The 15251-nt window shown below is 64.2% G+C and carries 20 protein-coding genes and 1 tRNA gene; 8 read left to right on the top strand and 13 right to left on the bottom strand.

Annotated features, from left to right (window positions below; genetic code table 11):
* Positions 1–1031: 1031 nt before the first annotated feature.
* From G404_RS0114980 to aguB, 3 genes are all read right to left on the bottom strand, one after another.
* Positions 1032–1107 (bottom strand) — tRNA-Lys (locus G404_RS0114980).
* Positions 1070–1588, bottom strand: coding sequence for a 2-amino-4-hydroxy-6-hydroxymethyldihydropteridine diphosphokinase (folK, locus tag G404_RS19900; RefSeq protein WP_084601367.1), 519 nt, complete (start codon positions 1586–1588; stop codon positions 1070–1072). The genes G404_RS0114980 and folK overlap by 38 nt, the downstream gene beginning before the upstream one ends.
* Positions 1589–1620: 32 nt before the next feature.
* Positions 1621–2475, bottom strand: a complete 855-nt coding sequence (gene aguB, locus G404_RS0114970; protein ID WP_028641807.1) for an N-carbamoylputrescine amidase — start codon at positions 2473–2475, stop codon at positions 1621–1623.
* Between the two features lie 107 nt (positions 2476–2582).
* On the opposite strand from aguB, the gene msrA reads away from it, so the two are divergent.
* Positions 2583–3110, top strand: coding sequence for a peptide-methionine (S)-S-oxide reductase MsrA (gene msrA / locus G404_RS0114965; RefSeq protein WP_028641806.1), 528 nt, complete (start codon positions 2583–2585; stop codon positions 3108–3110).
* Positions 3111–3154: 44 nt separating this feature from the next.
* Here msrA and G404_RS0114960 read toward each other — a convergent pair whose 3' ends face one another.
* Complete coding sequence (locus G404_RS0114960) at positions 3155–4450, bottom strand: RsmB/NOP family class I SAM-dependent RNA methyltransferase (protein WP_051280775.1); 1296 nt, start codon at positions 4448–4450, stop codon at positions 3155–3157.
* Between the two features lie 70 nt (positions 4451–4520).
* Here G404_RS0114960 and G404_RS20135 point away from each other — a divergent pair, with 70 nt between their 5' ends.
* A complete protein-coding gene (locus G404_RS20135; RefSeq protein WP_084601366.1) occupies positions 4521–4697 on the top strand; it encodes a DUF1674 domain-containing protein in 177 nt (58 codons plus the stop codon).
* Between the two features lies 1 nt (position 4698).
* Here G404_RS20135 and G404_RS0114950 read toward each other — a convergent pair whose 3' ends face one another.
* Together G404_RS0114950 and dksA are read right to left on the bottom strand one after the other, a co-directional pair.
* Positions 4699–5013, bottom strand: coding sequence for a PilZ domain-containing protein (locus G404_RS0114950; protein ID WP_245584547.1), 315 nt, complete (start codon positions 5011–5013; stop codon positions 4699–4701).
* Positions 5014–5356: 343 nt separating this feature from the next.
* Positions 5357–5815: an RNA polymerase-binding protein DksA gene (dksA, locus tag G404_RS0114945; RefSeq protein ID WP_028641803.1), complete on the bottom strand. Its 459-nt coding sequence runs from the start codon at positions 5813–5815 to the stop codon at positions 5357–5359.
* Between the two features lie 283 nt (positions 5816–6098).
* Here dksA and G404_RS0114940 point away from each other — a divergent pair, with 283 nt between their 5' ends.
* Positions 6099–6443 carry a hypothetical protein gene (locus G404_RS0114940; RefSeq protein ID WP_028641802.1) on the top strand — a complete coding sequence of 115 codons (345 nt, stop codon included), beginning with the start codon at positions 6099–6101 and terminating at the stop codon, positions 6441–6443.
* Between the two features lie 4 nt (positions 6444–6447).
* Here the strand turns inward: G404_RS0114940 and G404_RS0114935 are convergent, their stop codons facing one another.
* From G404_RS0114935 to G404_RS0114915, 5 genes are read right to left on the bottom strand one after another with little or no spacing between them, the layout of a single operon-like run.
* Positions 6448–7584, bottom strand: coding sequence for a GNAT family N-acetyltransferase (locus tag G404_RS0114935; protein ID WP_028641801.1), 1137 nt, complete (start codon positions 7582–7584; stop codon positions 6448–6450).
* Positions 7581–8384: a glycerophosphodiester phosphodiesterase family protein gene (locus tag G404_RS0114930; RefSeq protein ID WP_028641800.1), complete on the bottom strand. Its 804-nt coding sequence runs from the start codon at positions 8382–8384 to the stop codon at positions 7581–7583. Before G404_RS0114930 ends, G404_RS0114935 begins: the two co-directional genes overlap by 4 nt.
* Entirely contained in the window at positions 8356–8823 is a 468-nt protein-coding gene (locus G404_RS0114925) for a RidA family protein (RefSeq protein ID WP_028641799.1), read from the bottom strand. The genes G404_RS0114930 and G404_RS0114925 overlap by 29 nt, the downstream gene beginning before the upstream one ends.
* Positions 8820–9449, bottom strand: coding sequence for a hypothetical protein (locus G404_RS0114920; protein WP_028641798.1), 630 nt, complete (start codon positions 9447–9449; stop codon positions 8820–8822). Before G404_RS0114920 ends, G404_RS0114925 begins: the two co-directional genes overlap by 4 nt.
* Positions 9446–9682, bottom strand: coding sequence for a DUF3572 family protein (locus G404_RS0114915; protein ID WP_051280773.1), 237 nt, complete (start codon positions 9680–9682; stop codon positions 9446–9448). The genes G404_RS0114920 and G404_RS0114915 overlap by 4 nt, the downstream gene beginning before the upstream one ends.
* Before the next feature lie 95 nt (positions 9683–9777).
* Here G404_RS0114915 and G404_RS0114910 point away from each other — a divergent pair, with 95 nt between their 5' ends.
* Positions 9778–10140: a response regulator gene (locus G404_RS0114910; protein WP_028641796.1), complete on the top strand. Its 363-nt coding sequence runs from the start codon at positions 9778–9780 to the stop codon at positions 10138–10140.
* Positions 10141–10157: 17 nt separating this feature from the next.
* On the opposite strand, the gene G404_RS0114905 is transcribed toward G404_RS0114910, so the two are convergent.
* The gene (locus G404_RS0114905) at positions 10158–10598 is read right to left on the bottom strand and encodes an ester cyclase (RefSeq protein WP_028641795.1); all 441 of its coding nucleotides are present in this window, start codon (positions 10596–10598) and stop codon (positions 10158–10160) included.
* 181 nt (positions 10599–10779) lie between these two features.
* On the opposite strand from G404_RS0114905, the gene G404_RS0114900 reads away from it, so the two are divergent.
* From G404_RS0114900 to G404_RS19255, 3 genes are read left to right on the top strand one after another with little or no spacing between them, the layout of a single operon-like run.
* Entirely contained in the window at positions 10780–11019 is a 240-nt protein-coding gene (locus tag G404_RS0114900; protein WP_028641794.1) for an acyl carrier protein, read from the top strand.
* An 11-nt stretch (positions 11020–11030) separates the two neighbouring features.
* Complete coding sequence (gene spt / locus G404_RS0114895) at positions 11031–12257, top strand: serine palmitoyltransferase (protein WP_028641793.1); 1227 nt, start codon at positions 11031–11033, stop codon at positions 12255–12257.
* The gene (locus tag G404_RS19255) at positions 12257–13027 is read left to right on the top strand and encodes a GDSL-type esterase/lipase family protein (RefSeq protein WP_036521608.1); all 771 of its coding nucleotides are present in this window, start codon (positions 12257–12259) and stop codon (positions 13025–13027) included. Before spt ends, G404_RS19255 begins: the two co-directional genes overlap by 1 nt.
* Here G404_RS19255 and G404_RS19250 read toward each other — a convergent pair.
* A complete protein-coding gene (locus G404_RS19250) occupies positions 13017–13661 on the bottom strand; it encodes a YqaA family protein (RefSeq protein WP_245584546.1) in 645 nt (214 codons plus the stop codon). The two genes, G404_RS19255 and G404_RS19250, sit on opposite strands and share 11 nt — an antisense overlap.
* Positions 13662–14021: 360 nt before the next feature.
* Here G404_RS19250 and G404_RS0114880 point away from each other — a divergent pair, with 360 nt between their 5' ends.
* Entirely contained in the window at positions 14022–15110 is a 1089-nt protein-coding gene (locus G404_RS0114880) for an OmpA family protein (RefSeq protein WP_028641792.1), read from the top strand.
* Positions 15111–15251: the final 141 nt, after the last annotated feature.

The following is a 15251-nucleotide window of genomic DNA, read 5'->3' as shown; positions in this document are numbered from 1 at the left end:
CTGGCGCCGAATGTCCTTCACCACCTGCTCGGCAGGGGCTTTCGCGGGCAATTTTCTCGAGGAGGGTTGGGGCTTCATCTGCGTTCCTTCGTCACTACGACGAAGCCCCAACCCTCCTCAAATCTCAACCCCTAATCTGTGCCAAAGGCGCTGACGGGGGACATGGCAGAACCTCAGTTCAAACAGTGCCGTGACATCCCAGCAAGCACTGACCAGCTCTGCTGGCGCCAGCACGACCGGACAGGTTGCAACCACCACGCCAGCCACAGCCACGCAAGCGGCAAGCACCACGCCCGCCGCTTCGACCGGCACCACATCTGCAAAGGGTACGGGTGCGGCTCATCATGGCGGCCATCATCACCATCATTCAGGGGGTGCCTCCTCCAGCAGCACTAGCGACTCTTCCAGTACCAGCGATCTGTTAAGCGCGCTCACCAACCCGACCTATTCGGTCGGCGGTGGTTCGCAAACCACATCGACGAGTGGCTCGACCACCAGCACGCTTGCGTGATGCGGCGATTTCTGCGTGCGGGCGCATTCCTCTTTTACCGAACGAATGCGCCGTTACAGTCATTGCACTCTTTCATGCCGCTTGGTTGTGTCATTTCCGATAGCGACTGCGGCGACACGAATTGCACCTGACCGTGCATAAACCCCGGCCCGCGCTTGGCGACCAGCCGGACATCAAGGCATGATCGAATCGACGCGGATATCCCTCTCTTTCGCTCGCCGCAGTCACCAGCCAATCGATCCCGCAAATGTAAAACCAGCAAAGAACCGGACTGGCCAGACGCTACGCGCGGGCGCGCGAGGCTGGGGAGAAAATGACGACATGGTTATCCGATACGCGATTGCTCGCTAGCTGCCTGGTGCTGTCCGTTGGCTGTGAGCGTCGGAAACCATTTAACCCGGCTGGCCGATCAGCCGCACTAACCAAGCACGAAACTGCACCGGCTGATGCCTATCTGATGCCTAAAGGCAAGAGGCACCGGCCTTCGCCTCAAATCTCACCAACTAAGTTATTGAAAATATGGTGAGCCCAGCTGGATTCGAACCAGCGACCTACTGATTAAAAGTCAGTTGCTCTACCGACTGAGCTATGGGCCCGGCACGCGTCGTGCGGTGGAGGCGCCTTAGGCAGGCGGGCGCGGCGGGTCAAGCGCGCATGGGCGTGTTTCACGCAAAGGCAGGTTAGGGGATCGCGCCAGTCGCGTGCAATGCGCGCGGCGGGGCCCAGTACGAAGGTGCGATTGCGGTATTCGCGGTGGGGGACTGTCAGGCGCGCGTCGCAAAATGCGCCGCCGTCCCACAGCACGATATCCAGATCGAGCGTGCGCGCGCGCCAGCGCTGGCCGCGCCGGTTGCGGCCAAACGCGGCCTCGATCGCCTGCAACTGGTCGAGCAAGGCCAGCGGGGGCCGCACGGTTTCGATCACGGCCGCACCATTGGCATAACGGCGCAGCGACGGACCGACCGGGGCACTGGCGATGATCGGCGCCGAGGCGATCACCCGCAGGTCAGACGTTTCCAGCGCCACAAGGGCTGCGCGCAGCACCGCGGGCGGGGGGCCATGGCGCGGGTGCGCCATGTTCGAACCCAGCGCGATCAGATAGCGATGCGTCACGTATCCTGCGCAAGCCGGGCGTACAGCTGCGGCCGGCGATCGCGGAAAAAGCCCATGCCGGCGCGGCGTTTGCGCGCCAGCGCCAGGTCAAACGTCGCAACCAGCGTGCCGGTTTCCTGCGCGCCGTAGTCGACCACCAGATCGCCCCATTCGTTGGTGATAAAGCTGTGGCCGTAAAACGTCTGCGCGTTTTCTTCGACGCCGATACGGTTGGCGGCGATCACCGGCATGCAGTTCGATGCGGCATGGCCCTGCATCGCACGCCGCCACACGCGGCTGGTATCGAGATCGGCATCATAGGGCTCGCTGCCGATGGCGGTGGGATAGAACAGCAGTTCGGCCCCCATCAGCGCCATCGCGCGCGCGCATTCGGGATACCACTGGTCCCAGCACACGCCCACGCCGATGGTGGTGCCACACACGTTCCACACCTTGAACCCGGTGTTGCCGGGGCGGAAATAATACTTTTCTTCGTACCCCGGACCATCGGGGATGTGGCTTTTGCGATAGATGCCCATGATCTCGCCCGCGGGATCGATCATCGCCAGGGTGTTGTAGTAATGCTGCCCGTCGCGTTCGAAAAAGCTGGTCGGGATGGCCACGCCCAGGCCTTTGGCCACGCGCCGCATCGCCGCCACCGAGGGATCTTCGGCCAGCGTATGCGCCAGCGCAAAGCGCGCCTCGTCTTCCTGTTGGCAGAAATAGGCCCCAGCAAACAGTTCGGGCGGCAGGATGATCTGCGCACCATCGCCGGCGGCCTGTTCGACCATGGCGGCCACCGCCGCGATATTGTCGGCAGGATCGGGATCGTTGAGCGACAGTTGCAGCGCGGCGACAGTGATCTGGGTCATGGGCCCAGACCTAAGGGCAATGGCGCAGCAATTCAACGACGGGGCGATGACAATACCGCATGGGCACCCTATCTTTGCGGCCAGGACGACAACAAAAGGGATTTTTCATGGCCGAAGCCATCCTTGCCGGCGGCTGTTTCTGGTGCACCGAGGCGGTGTTGCGCGATGTCAACGGCGTGTCGGGCGTCGAAAGCGGCTATATCGGCGGCACTGTGCCCAATCCGACCTATAAGCAGGTCTGTTCGGGCACGACCGGCCATGCCGAGGGCATCCGCGTGACGTTCGACGACGCGGTGATCGACTATGCCACGCTGCTCGATGTGTTTTTCGTGATCCACGATCCGACGACTCTGAACCGTCAGGGCAACGATGTCGGCACGCAGTACCGTTCGGCGCTGTTTCCGCTGGACGATGCGCAACGCGCGCAAGCCGAAGCCGCGATTGCGCGCAATGCCAGCCATTGGCCCGCGCCGATCGTGACCACGATCGAAGGCCCTGCCACATGGTATCCGGCCGAAGATTACCATCAGGAATATTGGGAAGGCGAAGGCCAGCGCAACCCGTATTGCCTGGCCGTAATCCCGCCCAAGCTGAACAAGCTGCGCAAGAGCTTTGCCGACCGCGTAAAGGCCTGAGCGTTTGTCCTGAAAGTCGCGTGATGGCGACTTTCAGGACACAATTACGCTTTCCAGCGCGCGGCGAAAAATCCGTCGAGCCCGCCGGCCTCGGCCAACATGCCGGGGTCGGTGCGCAGCCAGCCTTGCGCCGTGGGTGCAATGCCTTCGGGCAGTTCGTCGGGCGTGACAGGCAACGGCGTGCCGCCATAGGCGGCCGCCTGTGCTTCGCCTTCGGCAGGTTCGAGCGAACACACCGCATAGACCAGCGTACCGCCCGGATTGAGCCAGCCGGATGCGCGCGCCAGCAGCGCCGACTGAAGTGCGATCAGGTCATCGAGTGCGGGCTGGCGATGCAGCACATCGGGATGGCGGCGTGCGGTCCCGGTGGCGCTGCACGGTGCATCGATCAGAATCGCATCAAAACCGTGATCGGGCTGCCAGGTCAGGGCATCGGCGGCGATGACTTCGGCGGACAGCTGGGTGCGCGTCAGGTTTTCGCTCAGCCGCTCCAGCCGCCGGGGCGACTTGTCGATCGCTGTTACCGTCCAGCCGGCGGCGGCCAATTGCAGCGTCTTGCCCCCGGGTGCTGCGCACAGGTCGAGCGCGCGCGCACCGGCACAGGGCGCTGCACCAATCAGCCGCGCGGGGATCGTCGCGGCCAGATCCTGCACCCACCAGGCGCCTTGGGCATAGCCGTCAAGGTGCTCTACCGCCTGCCCGCGCGCCAGCCGCACATGGCCCGGCATCAGGCTGATCCCGCCAAGGCGTTCGGCCCAGGCGGCGGTTGTGGCCGGATCGGCCAGGTTGAGATCGAGGGGCGGCGGTTCGGCCAGTGCTGCGGCAATCGGCGCCAGCCGGTCGGGCCAGGCTTGGCCCCAGCGCAGCATCACCGGTTCGGGCAGGCTGGGCGCGGCCGGCAGGGCGGCCTCGCCTTTGCCCAGGATCGCCGAAAACACCCCGTGTGCCAGGCGGCGCGGACCACCCGACAGCAAAGGCAGGCCGGTCGCGATCACCGCATGGGGCGGCAGGTTCAGCCGCAGCACCTGCACCAGCATCATGCGCAGCACGCTGCGCGCCTTGGCATCATGGGGCAGCGGCAGTTTCATCGCCTGATCGATCAGCGCATCACAATCCACCAGCCAGCGCAGCACTTCCTGCGCGATCGCAGTGGCCAGCGCGCGATCGTCGGCGCGGGGCACCGGGCGCAGCAGCGGCGGGGCCGCCTGGTCAAGCGGATCGCCCCGCCGCAGCACGGCATCGATCATGCGCAGCGCGGCAAGCCGCGCGGCAAGACCCTGGATTTCGACAGGAGCGGCAGTTTCGACAGGCGCAAAGCGCGAACTGGGGGGGCGTACCATGGCCCCCTATCGTCGCATCTGCCCCACTTGGCAATTGCCAGCGGGCGCGCGGTGGCGCATCGCATGGCGCATGACCGAACCGATCAAGCGCGCCACGTCACGCCCCCAGGGGTTTACCCCGCCCGCACACTGGACCAACACGCCCGTGCCCGAACCGCGCGCGGCCGAACCTGTCCCCGATCCCGACGGGCTTGACCCCACCCGGTTCGGCGATTGGGAACGCAACGGTATCGCGATCGATTTTTAGGTCAAAGCTTGCGCAGAGTGCGCGGGTCTGGCGGCTGGATCGCGGATTTCAGGTAACGCGGGGTGTGTTCGCCCACCGATGGCGCCGGCGCACGCACTTCGCGTGGGTCGATTTCTTCGAGAAAGGCGATGCCGAACCGGTTGTCCTGAATCCACGCGACGCGGCCCGGGACCCACCCGACAGAGCGCAAGTTGACTTCGACGCCGACACCCGAAGCGACGCGCACGGTGCCTTCGGCCATCATGCCGTGCGGCGACAGGTTGCGGACTTTGACCCGGTGGTCGCCCGCCTGGCCTTCGACCCTGAGATCAGCCATGAGAAACAGGCTGTCCCGTCCGACTTGCCGATGATCGATGTCAGTCACCAACCGGTTCCGTTTCATTGCTGCCAAATGCCTGCCCGGCGCCGGCTTCGCGTCTCGAAACCGGTCACGGCACCCCACGCTTCCGGGCCCGCGCATGCGCGACGGCATGCAATCGGCGCCCCTGGAACGCAGACCAACAAATACCGGAAAATCGGCAAACGAAATGTTAAAATGAAATGGGATTCACCAGGCCTGTGCGGCATGGCCCCGTTTTGGGACAGAATTGCCGGGTCCGCAAAGCCGCCGCTCCGCCGGCCGGGCGGGTGCATCAGGCCCCCGCCCCGGTCATCGCCGATCAGTTGTCGCGCGAAACCTTTTCGCGCCGTTCGTGTGCCTGTTGCGCCTCGACCGTCATGGTTGCGATCGGGCGGGCAATCAGCCGGCCCAGGCCGATCGGTTCGCCGGTTACTTCGCAATAGCCGTATTCGCCTTCGTCGATCCGCCGCATCGCCGAATCGATCTTGGCGATCAGCTTGCGCTGGCGATCACGGGTGCGCAACTCGATACCCCAATCGGTCTCGCTCGACGCACGGTCGTTCAGATCGGGTTCGCGAATGGGACCTTCCTGCAGCGCCGACAGCGTGTTGACCGACGCCGACAGGATCGAGCGCTTCCATTCCAGCAGCAGGCGGCGGAAATAATCCTGCTGCAGCTCGTTCATGTAGGGTTCGTCTTCGCTGGGAACATAGTCACCCGGCATGGCGCGCCGGGCTTTGGCCAACACGTCGATCTCGTCACTCAACACCCCAGCCATCCGGCCCTCCGCGTTCGTGCCTTCCGACCCGGGGGCGCTTGCCATCACGGCCCCCGGCACCTCGGTTTGCCGGGCCTATAGGGGGACGTACGATGCCGCACAAGTCATTCCCGCACGCTCTTTTTTACGTGACCCGAATTAAGGCATTGGCAATGTCAACCACCAGGGTGTGCGACAAACCGGCAAAATCTTGCCGTTGTTAACCAATTGTTGACCAAACCCGTAGACCTTGTGCCTATCGCGCTGACCCGGGGTGGCAGCGCAAACTTGGGGATAACGGGGTATGGAACAACACTTCATCAAGCTGGTTGGCGGAATGGATCTGAGCCCGGCGCCCGATCAGACCGCACGCGACAGCTTCGTGGCCGAATGTCTGGCTGCGGCGCAGGGCGACGAGGCAGAAGCCTTTTTCGATCTGGGCATGGCTTTTTCTGCAGGCAGCGCCGCGCTGGCGATCGACCTGATCGAAGCGCACAAATGGTTCAATCTGGCCGCCGTCCGCGGGCACCAGGATGCCGCGCAATGCCGGGCCGATGTGGCCGAAGACATGACCGCGCGCGAAGTCGCCGAAGCACAGCGCCGTGCGCGCGAATGGCTGCGCGCAGACCCGCGCCGCCGCGTCGCCTGAACGCTTATTCGGTTTCCTTGCGAAACGGGGTGCGTTCGCCCAGCCATTGCTGATCCTGGGCGACGCCAGCGCGTTCGCGTACCAGAAAATCCGCCACGGCGCGGCGGAAGGACGGGTCGACGATGTGATGGGCCGAAATGGTCTGCACCGGTTCATAGCCGCGCGCCAGCTTGTGCTGCCCTTGTGCGCCCGCCTCGACCCGTTTGAGGCCCAGCGCGATGGCAGCATCAATGGCCTGATAATAGCACAGTTCAAAGTGCAGAAACGGCTTGTCGATCACCGATCCCCAGTACCGGCCATAGATCGCATCGCGGCCGATGAAATTCAGCGCGCCGGCCACCGCCTGCCCGTCGATGAATGCCATCACCAGCAGGATCTGCGCCGCCATCCGCTGGCCCATCAGATCGAACGCCTTGCGCGTCAGGTAGGGCTGACCCCATTTGCGCGCGCCGGTGTCCTGATAGAACACCCAGAACGCATCCCAGTGTTCGGGCCCGATCGCATCGCCGGTCAGCGCCTTGATCTCTACCCCCGCCTGCGCGGCGGCGCGTTCCTTGCGCAGGTTCTTGCGTTTGGCCGAAGACAATACGCCCAGAAAATCGTCGAACGAGGCATAGCCCCGGTTTTCCCAGTGGAACTGGATATCGGCGCGAAGCAGCCACCCCGCGGCTTCGAACAAGGGCACCTGGTCGGGCGCGATGAAGGTGGCATGTGCCGATGACAGGCCGTGTTCGCTGGCCACTTGCGCCGCAGCCGCCAGCACGACCGGCGCCAGATCGGGCCGATCGCCCAGCAACAGGCGCGGGCCGGTGGCAGGCGTGAACGGCACACTGATCTGCAATTTGGGATAATAGGCTCCGCCTGCGCGGCTCCACGCATCGGCCCAGGCGTGGTCGAACACGTATTCGCCCTGGCTGTGCGTCTTGAGATAGGCCGGCACGGCGGCCTGCGGGCGGCCCGCGGCATCCTCGATCACGATCGGCAGCGGGCTCCACCCGCTGCGCCCGCCAACCGAGCGCGATTCTTCCAGCAGCGCAAGAAAGGCGTGGCTGACAAACGGGTTGTCGGTGCCTGCCATCCGGTTCCAGTCATCCGCAGCAATCGCGCCGACGCCCTGGTGGATCCGCGCGGTATAGGTCATGCCGCCCCCTTCTGCGCGATTAGCGTGGCCAGGCCGCCGCCTTCCGCAATCGGGGCATCGGCGCGGGCCAGGGCGCGCGATGCGCGCGCCGCATCGTCAACCGTCCAGGTCAGCAGCGGAATGCCGCGTCGGCGCTGCGCTTGCGCAAACGATCCGGCAATGTCGTCGATGTCATAGGCCAAGAAATCAGGTCGGGCGCGCCACAGCGACAGATGCCGCCGCGCCTTTGCCGCCATGGTGCGCCAGCTGGCCTCGGTCATCACCAGCCCGCGCACCACGTGGGGCGCATAGCGGCCAAACCAGGCCGCCACACGCGGGTCAAAGCTCATCACCGCGACCGGCCCGGCATAACCCTCAAGCGCACGGCGCACCGCCAGGCACAACGGCGCCACCCGCCCGCCGCGCGCGATCTTGATTTCAATCAGCAAGGGCACCGCGCCGCCCACTTGCGCCAGCACGGCATCCAGCAGGGGAATCGTGTCGGCGCCGCCGGTCAGCGGTATCCGCGCCAGACTGGCGGCGGTCTGATCGGCCAGCGCGCCGGTCTGTCCGGTCAGGCGGGGCAACGTTTCGTCGTGGAACACGATCGCCTGCCCATCGCGACTGCGCTGTACGTCGCATTCGATGCCAAGGCCTGCCGCAATCGCGGCGGCAAAAGCCGTCGGGCTGTTTTCCACCGCCCCGCCCCCGTCATGCAGCCCGCGATGGGCATAGACATGGGCAGTCAGCCAGTCGCACCGCCCCGCGCGGGGGGCGGGGACCAGCCAGCGATCAAACAGCGCGAACAGCAAAAACAGCATCGATTTCCACCGCCGCGCCCAGCGGCAGCACCGGCACCCCGACCGCGCTGCGCGAATGGCGCCCGGCTTCGCCAAAGGCGGCAATCATCAGTTCGGACGCGCCGTTGGCCACTTTGGGCTGGTCGGTGAAATCGGGGGTGGAACTGATGAACGCGCCCAGCTTGACCACGCGTTCGATCCGGTCGAGCGATCCCAGCGCGGCCTTGGCCTGCGCCAGCAGCATCAGCCCGCAGGCCTGTGCAGCCTTTTGCCCCTGTTCCAGACTGACATCTTCGCCCAGCCGCCCGGTCAGCAGCGCACCATCGCAAAACGATACCTGGCCCGAAATATACAACATGTTGCCCACCAGCACGGTCGGCACATAGGCGGCGACAGGGGCGGCAGGCTGCGGCAGGCTATACCCGGCAGCGGCCAGGGCATCGGCGACGGTATCGGTCATGCGGTTACTCCGTTGATATGGGCCATGATCCACGGCAGCGCCTGTGGCCATGCGTCAATGCGGGCATGCGCATGCCCCGCCTCGTGCGCGCAGACAATATGCGGCGCGATCAGGGGTTCGGCACACAAGTGCAGGCGCTGCACTTCGGGGGCTGTTTCGCCGACCGACGCATGGTGCTGGGGCAGATCGTCGATGAACACGGCGCGGCTGGGGCGATATTCGTCAAGGATGGCGCGCAGCGCCGGACCCTTTGGCCCCTGGTTGGTGAAGACGCGAGCATGGATGCCGTGATCGGCCAGTTGCCGCGTGCGCGCTTCGCGCCGGTCATCGCCCAGATTGGTCAGGATCACCACGTCGGCGTGCCGGGCCAGCGCATTGATGCCTTCGACCGCGCCCGTGACCGGGTGCTGGCGATACATTTCGGTGTCGAAAAACAGATTGAGCAGGCGCCAGATTTCCGGGCCTTCGACCTGGCGGCCGTCGTCGGCATAGCGCATCGCCTTGCCGAAATCGTTGTCCTTCATCACGAAATCGATGCCGTGGCATTCCGCCAGCCAGCCTCCGAACGGGGCGACCATGTGCAACAGCACTTCGTCGCAGTCGCTGATGATCAGCGAGCGGTTCATCGCAAAGTCTCCCACGCAGCGGCAAGCGTTTCGGGCGGGACATCGAGCGCCGCTGCGGCCGCGACAAGATCCGCTTCGTGATTGGCAAGGAATTCCAGCACCGCGCCCATGATCACCCGATCGCCAATGCCGGCGCGCAGTGCATCGGGCGTCAGCCCGGTCAGCGCCAGAAACCGGTCGGTGCGCGGCGGATCGCCCAGCACGAAAACCAGTGCCTGCAAAGCCAGTGCCATGGGGTCGGCGGGGGAGTGTGTTTCGCGAATGATTGCCAGCGTCCTTTCCGGCGCATAGACCGGTGGCCATGCATGTAGAGGAATATGATCGGTCCGTGGCAAAAAGAATACTGGTTGTCGAGGACAACGACCTCAACCGCAAACTGTTCGGCGATTTGCTGAAAGCCAAAGGGTTCGAAGTGGAACCGCTGGCCGATGGCTTTGCCGTGATCGAACGCGCCCGCGCCTTTGCCCCCGATCTGGTCATCATGGACATCCAGCTGCCCAGGATTTCGGGGTTGGAACTGATCGAGGCGCTGAAAGCCGACGAAGCCTTGCGTTCGATCCCGGTGCTGGCCGTTACCGCCTATGCCGGCAAGGGCGATGAGGAACGCATCCGCGAGGCGGGCGCCGAGGGCTATCTGGCCAAGCCGGTATCGATAACCCCGTTCCTGCAGGCGGTGGGGCAATTGATCTGAACCGCGGCCCGGCCGCTTTACTGTCCGCCCGCCGCGTGGCGCTGCAACTGCTGATAGACGCCCAGGCGATCGGCGATCTGCCAATGACCGGTGATCCGTTCGCCCTCGAACAGATAGACCGTGGCACCCGACATGCGAATGGTTTGCCCCGATGCCCGAAATCCGGGCAGATCGCCCCGGTGCGTTGCCGCCCACAACCAGGTGACGGAAACGGCACCCTGGTCGGCGAACACGTGCTGAAGGTCGAAACGCTGATCGGGAAATGCCGCGCGCGAACGGATGACCCGGTCCTTGAACCCGGCAAAATCAAGCACCATGCCATCCCACGGATCGCCCGGATCGTGATGCACGGTATACGTATCGCCAAGCCACGGCCGGGCTGTATCGACATCGCCGTCATCCCAGACAGTCGCGATGAAGCGGGTCAGGATGGACTTGAGCGTGTCGGGTGACGGCATCGGGGTATCCCTGCGGTTACAAGCATGGCAACATTCATCGCCGTTCAGGCCCGGCGCATAGCCGTTTTCGGCGTGCTGGCAACACGCCGGTGCATGCGCCGGGCTTGACAAGATCGACACAAGGCCGCTTTTCCGCCGCAATCGTCTGGCAGGGGCCTGTCCTGCCCAATTGGAGATACCCATGGATCGCGCCGAAACCAGCGCCCGGATTGCCGACCTGATCGCCCCGTTCAACAAGAAGGGCATCGCGATCACCGACACCATCACCTTTGCCGGCGATCTTGAATGGGACAGCCTGACGGTGATGGATTTCGTCGCCGCCATCGAAGACGATTTCGACATCATCATCAGCATGAACCAGCAGGCCGAAATTGAAACCTATGGCCAGTTGGTCGACGCCGTGACCAAGCTCAGGGGCTGAAGAGAACCGCGATGACCCACACCGACACTGCCACCGTGACCACCGACCTGTTTTCCAAATTCGATCCGCTGATCGAACAGCGCCGTGCGCTGTTGTCGACCGGACTGACCGATCCGTTCAACCTAGTGATGGAAAAGGTGCTGTCGCCCACGCGGGCGATCTGCAACGGGCGCGAAACGATCCTGCTTGGCACCTACAACTACATGGGCATGACCTTTGATCCCGATGTGGTCGCCGCCGGCAAACAGGCGCTCGACGATTTCGGATCGGGCACCACCGGCAGCCGCGTGCTTAACGGCACATATGCCGGGCACCGTGCGGTCGAAGACGCCTTGCGCGAATTTTATGGCATGGACCATGCCATGGTGTTTTCCACCGGTTACCAGGCAAACCTGGGCATCATCAGCACGATGGCGGGCAAAGGCGATTACATCGTGCTCGACATCGACAGCCACGCCTCGATCTGGGACGGCTGCAAGATGGGCGATGCCGAAGTCGTGCCGTTCAAGCACAACGACATCGACGCGATGGAAAAGCGCCTGCGCCGCATTCCCGAAGGTGCGGGCAAACTGGTGATTCTCGAAGGCGTCTATTCGATGCTGGGCGATATCGCCCCGCTGAAAGAGATGATCGCGGTGGCCAAGGCGCATGGCGCAATGGTGCTGGTGGATGAAGCGCATTCGATGGGCTTTATCGGGCCCAACGGCCGCGGCGTGGCCGAAGACCTGGGCGTGCTCGACGATGTCGATTTCGTCATCGGCACGTTTTCCAAATCGGTTGGCACCGTGGGCGGGTTCTGCGTGTCGAACCACCCGAAATTCGAAATCCTGCGGCTGGTCTGCCGTCCCTATGTGTTTACCGCCAGCCTGCCGCCCAGCGTGGTGCACACCGCGGCAACGTCAATCCGCAAGCTGATGCATGCCGGCGACAAGCGTGCGCATTTGTGGGAAAATTCGCGCACTTTGCACGCCGGAATGCGCGCACGCGGGTTCAAGCTGGGCACCGAAACCCCGCAAAGCGCGATCATCGCGGTAATCATGCCCGATCTGGAACGGGGCGCGGCCATGTGGGAAGCGCTGCTGCACGAAGGGCTGTACGTCAATCTGGCGCGTCCGCCGGCCACACCGGCGGGCATGACGCTGCTGCGCTGTTCGCTGTGCGCTGAACATTCGGCCGAGCAGGTGCAGACGATCCTGGGTATGTTCGAACGCGCCGGCAAGGCCGTCGGGATCATCTGATGCGGCGTGTGGGGGCGGCTGCGGCGCTGGTGCTGGTGGCACCGGCGGCCGCATTGGCGCAGCCGCAACTGCCGCCCGCCATCCCGCCGCCTGCGCCAGGGGCAGTGTCGGCGATGACCGCCCTGCCCTGCACCGCCGGCAGCGCGGCGCAGACCGACTGGGCAGCGCTATGCCATTATCGCGATGCCAACCGCGCGATCGATCCCGGCATCCGCGCGGTGCTGACCGGCGATTCGATCACCGAATTCTGGCTGCCCACCGCGCCTGCACTGTTTGCAGGTGGCGTGGTCGATCGCGGCGTGTCGGGACAGACCTGCACGCAGATCGCGGCACGATTCTATCAGGATGTGGTGCGCCTGCGACCGCGGGTGGTGCAGATCATGTGCGGCACCAACGACATTGCCGGCAACACCGGCCCGACCAGCCCCGACGACTTTGCCAATGCCGTGCTGGCGATGACCGACATGGCGCGCGCCAACGGCATTGCCGTGGTGCTGGGGTCGATCCCCCCTGCCGGCCTATTCAGCTGGCGCGACGGATATCGTCCGGCGGCCGAGATCATCGCGCTGAACACCTGGTTGCGCGCGCTGGCCGATCAGCGCGGCCTGGTCTATGCCGATTATCACACCGCGCTGGCCACCCCCGACGGTGCGATGAAGCCGGGGCTGTCCGCCGATGGCGTACACCCCAACCAGGCCGGCTATGCGATCATGGAACCGATTGCACGGGCCGCCCTGGCAGAGGCGGAACGCCGCGCAATCAGGCCTTGAAACTGCCGCCGACCTGCGCCCCCGCGCAGGCGTCATGGGCCGCGCCATGATGCCCGGCAAACACCGACACCGCCAGAAATCCGCCGACCACCAGCGCGACAAAGCCCAGCGTAACCCATACCAGATAGCGATCGATAAAGGCCTTGATCGGGGCACCGAACAACCGGAACAGCACGCCCACGATCATGAAACTGATCGAACGCGAAATCACGCTGGCCAGCACGAACACGCCCAGCGGCACACCGACAAATCCGGCGGTGATCGTTACCAGTTTGAACGGGATCGGGGTGACCCCTTTGCCCACGATCAGCAGGAACGCATTCGCGCGCAACTGGCATGCAGCATAGGGAAAGCTGGATTGCAGATGGAGCAGGGTCAGCAGCTGCACCCCGACGCTTTTGAACAGGTAATGCCCGATCGCATAGCCCAGCAGACCGCCCGCAACCGAACCTAGCGTGGCAAACAGCGCATAGCGCACCGCCTTTTTCGGATTGGCCAGGCACATCAGGCCAAGCAGCGGGTGGGGCGGGACCGGGAAGAAACTGGCTTCGGCAAAGGCGAACAGCGCCAGCCACCATTGGGCATGGCGATGCTCGGCCTTGGCCATCGTCCAGTCATAAAGTCGGCGCAGCATGAAACGTCCCGTTGCAGGCAAAGTGGATCGGAAAGCCGGCGCTGATTAGGTCAGCCGTGCTTCAAGGGCCAGAGCTAAATGCGCCGGTTATTTCCTTTATTGCCGCGCGCTGTGGCGAATCGGATGCGGTCGGTGCCGGTATGGCGAACCTAACCGCAACGGCACCAACGCCGGATCGGCGATCAGCAAATTCACGTAAGTGACTCTTAACCACTGGTTAACCCTGTTTTGATGAACGCATCCCGTTCAATAGTGGCCACAATGCAACACAATTGGCATTCTCGCGCTTGCGAAAATAGCCCGAAACCGGTAGAGCGTGGCCAACGACGTGGCTAAATCACCTAAAAAGGGGAAATGATAATGCGGAAACTGGTCCTGGGCCTTGCCCTGGCGACTACCGCCATCGCAACTCCCGCGTTTGCGCGGAGTGGGCAATGGTATGTCGAAGGCGAAGCTGGCCCGTCCATTCTGGAAACACAGAACATTGCCAGCGGCATCGGCCAAGATGGTTCGTTGACGTCGAAGACCGGCGCGGATTTCAACGGCGAAATCGGCTACGATTTCGGCATGTTCCGCCTGGAAGCCGAAACCGGCTATCGCACCAACCGCAACAAGAACCTGACTGTCAGCGGCGTCACCACTGCCGAAGGGGGCAAGACCCACGTGTGGGACGCGATGGCCAATGGCCTGGTTGACTTTGGCCCCGACAACGGCCTGCAGGGCTTTATCGGCGGCGGCGTGGGCGTTGCCCGGGTGACGCAGTACCTGCCCGATGCCAACTACACGATCGACGGTTCGACCAGCAAATTTGCCTGGCAGATCATCGCGGGTATCCGCGCGCCGATCTCGAAGCATGTCGATGTGGGCCTGCGCTATTCGTACTTCAACGTCGACAGCGTGCGCCAGGTTGGTGGCGGCAGCAACTGGACCGGTGCGAACCTGGCCGGTCAGTATCGCCAGCATTCGTTCCTTGCGACGCTGACCTACAACTTTGGTGGTGCCGAGGCACCGGCTCCGGCTGCTCCGCCGCCGCCGCCCCCGCCGCCGCCGCCGCCTCCCCCGCCGCCCCCACCGCCTCCGCCGCCGCCCGCGCCGGTGTGCAACAAGGGTCCGTACATCGTGTTCTTCGATTGGGACAAGTCGGACATCACGCCCGAAGCCGCGTCGATCCTCGACAACGCGATCACGGCCTATGGCAATTGCGCCAGCGTTCCGATCCAGCTCGATGGCTACACCGACCTTTCGGGCACGGTGAAGTACAACCTTGCCCTGTCGGCGCGCCGCAACACCTCGGTCCAGACCTATCTGACCGCACACGGCATTCCGGCTGCGGAAATCGCCACCAAGGCCTGGGGCAAGGCCAACCCCCGCGTTCCGACCGCCGACGGCGTTCGCGAACTGCAGAACCGTCGCGTGGAAATCACCTACGGTCCGCACGCGGGCATGTAATCGGGTTCTGCCGGGATCGGCCATGCCGGTCCCGGTGGCTCGAACCAGATACGAAAGGCCGGAGCAATCCGGCCTTTTTTGTGCCTGAAAAAAAGGGCGCCGGTCCGGGCACTTGCCTGATTCGGCAAAGCCGGGCATGGC

The sequence above is a fragment of the Novosphingobium acidiphilum DSM 19966 genome (genome assembly GCF_000429005.1).
GTDB lineage: Bacteria > Pseudomonadota > Alphaproteobacteria > Sphingomonadales > Sphingomonadaceae > Novosphingobium > Novosphingobium acidiphilum.
Note: the sequence above shows the minus strand (reverse complement) of the source record. Positions and strands in the feature narration are given on the sequence as shown.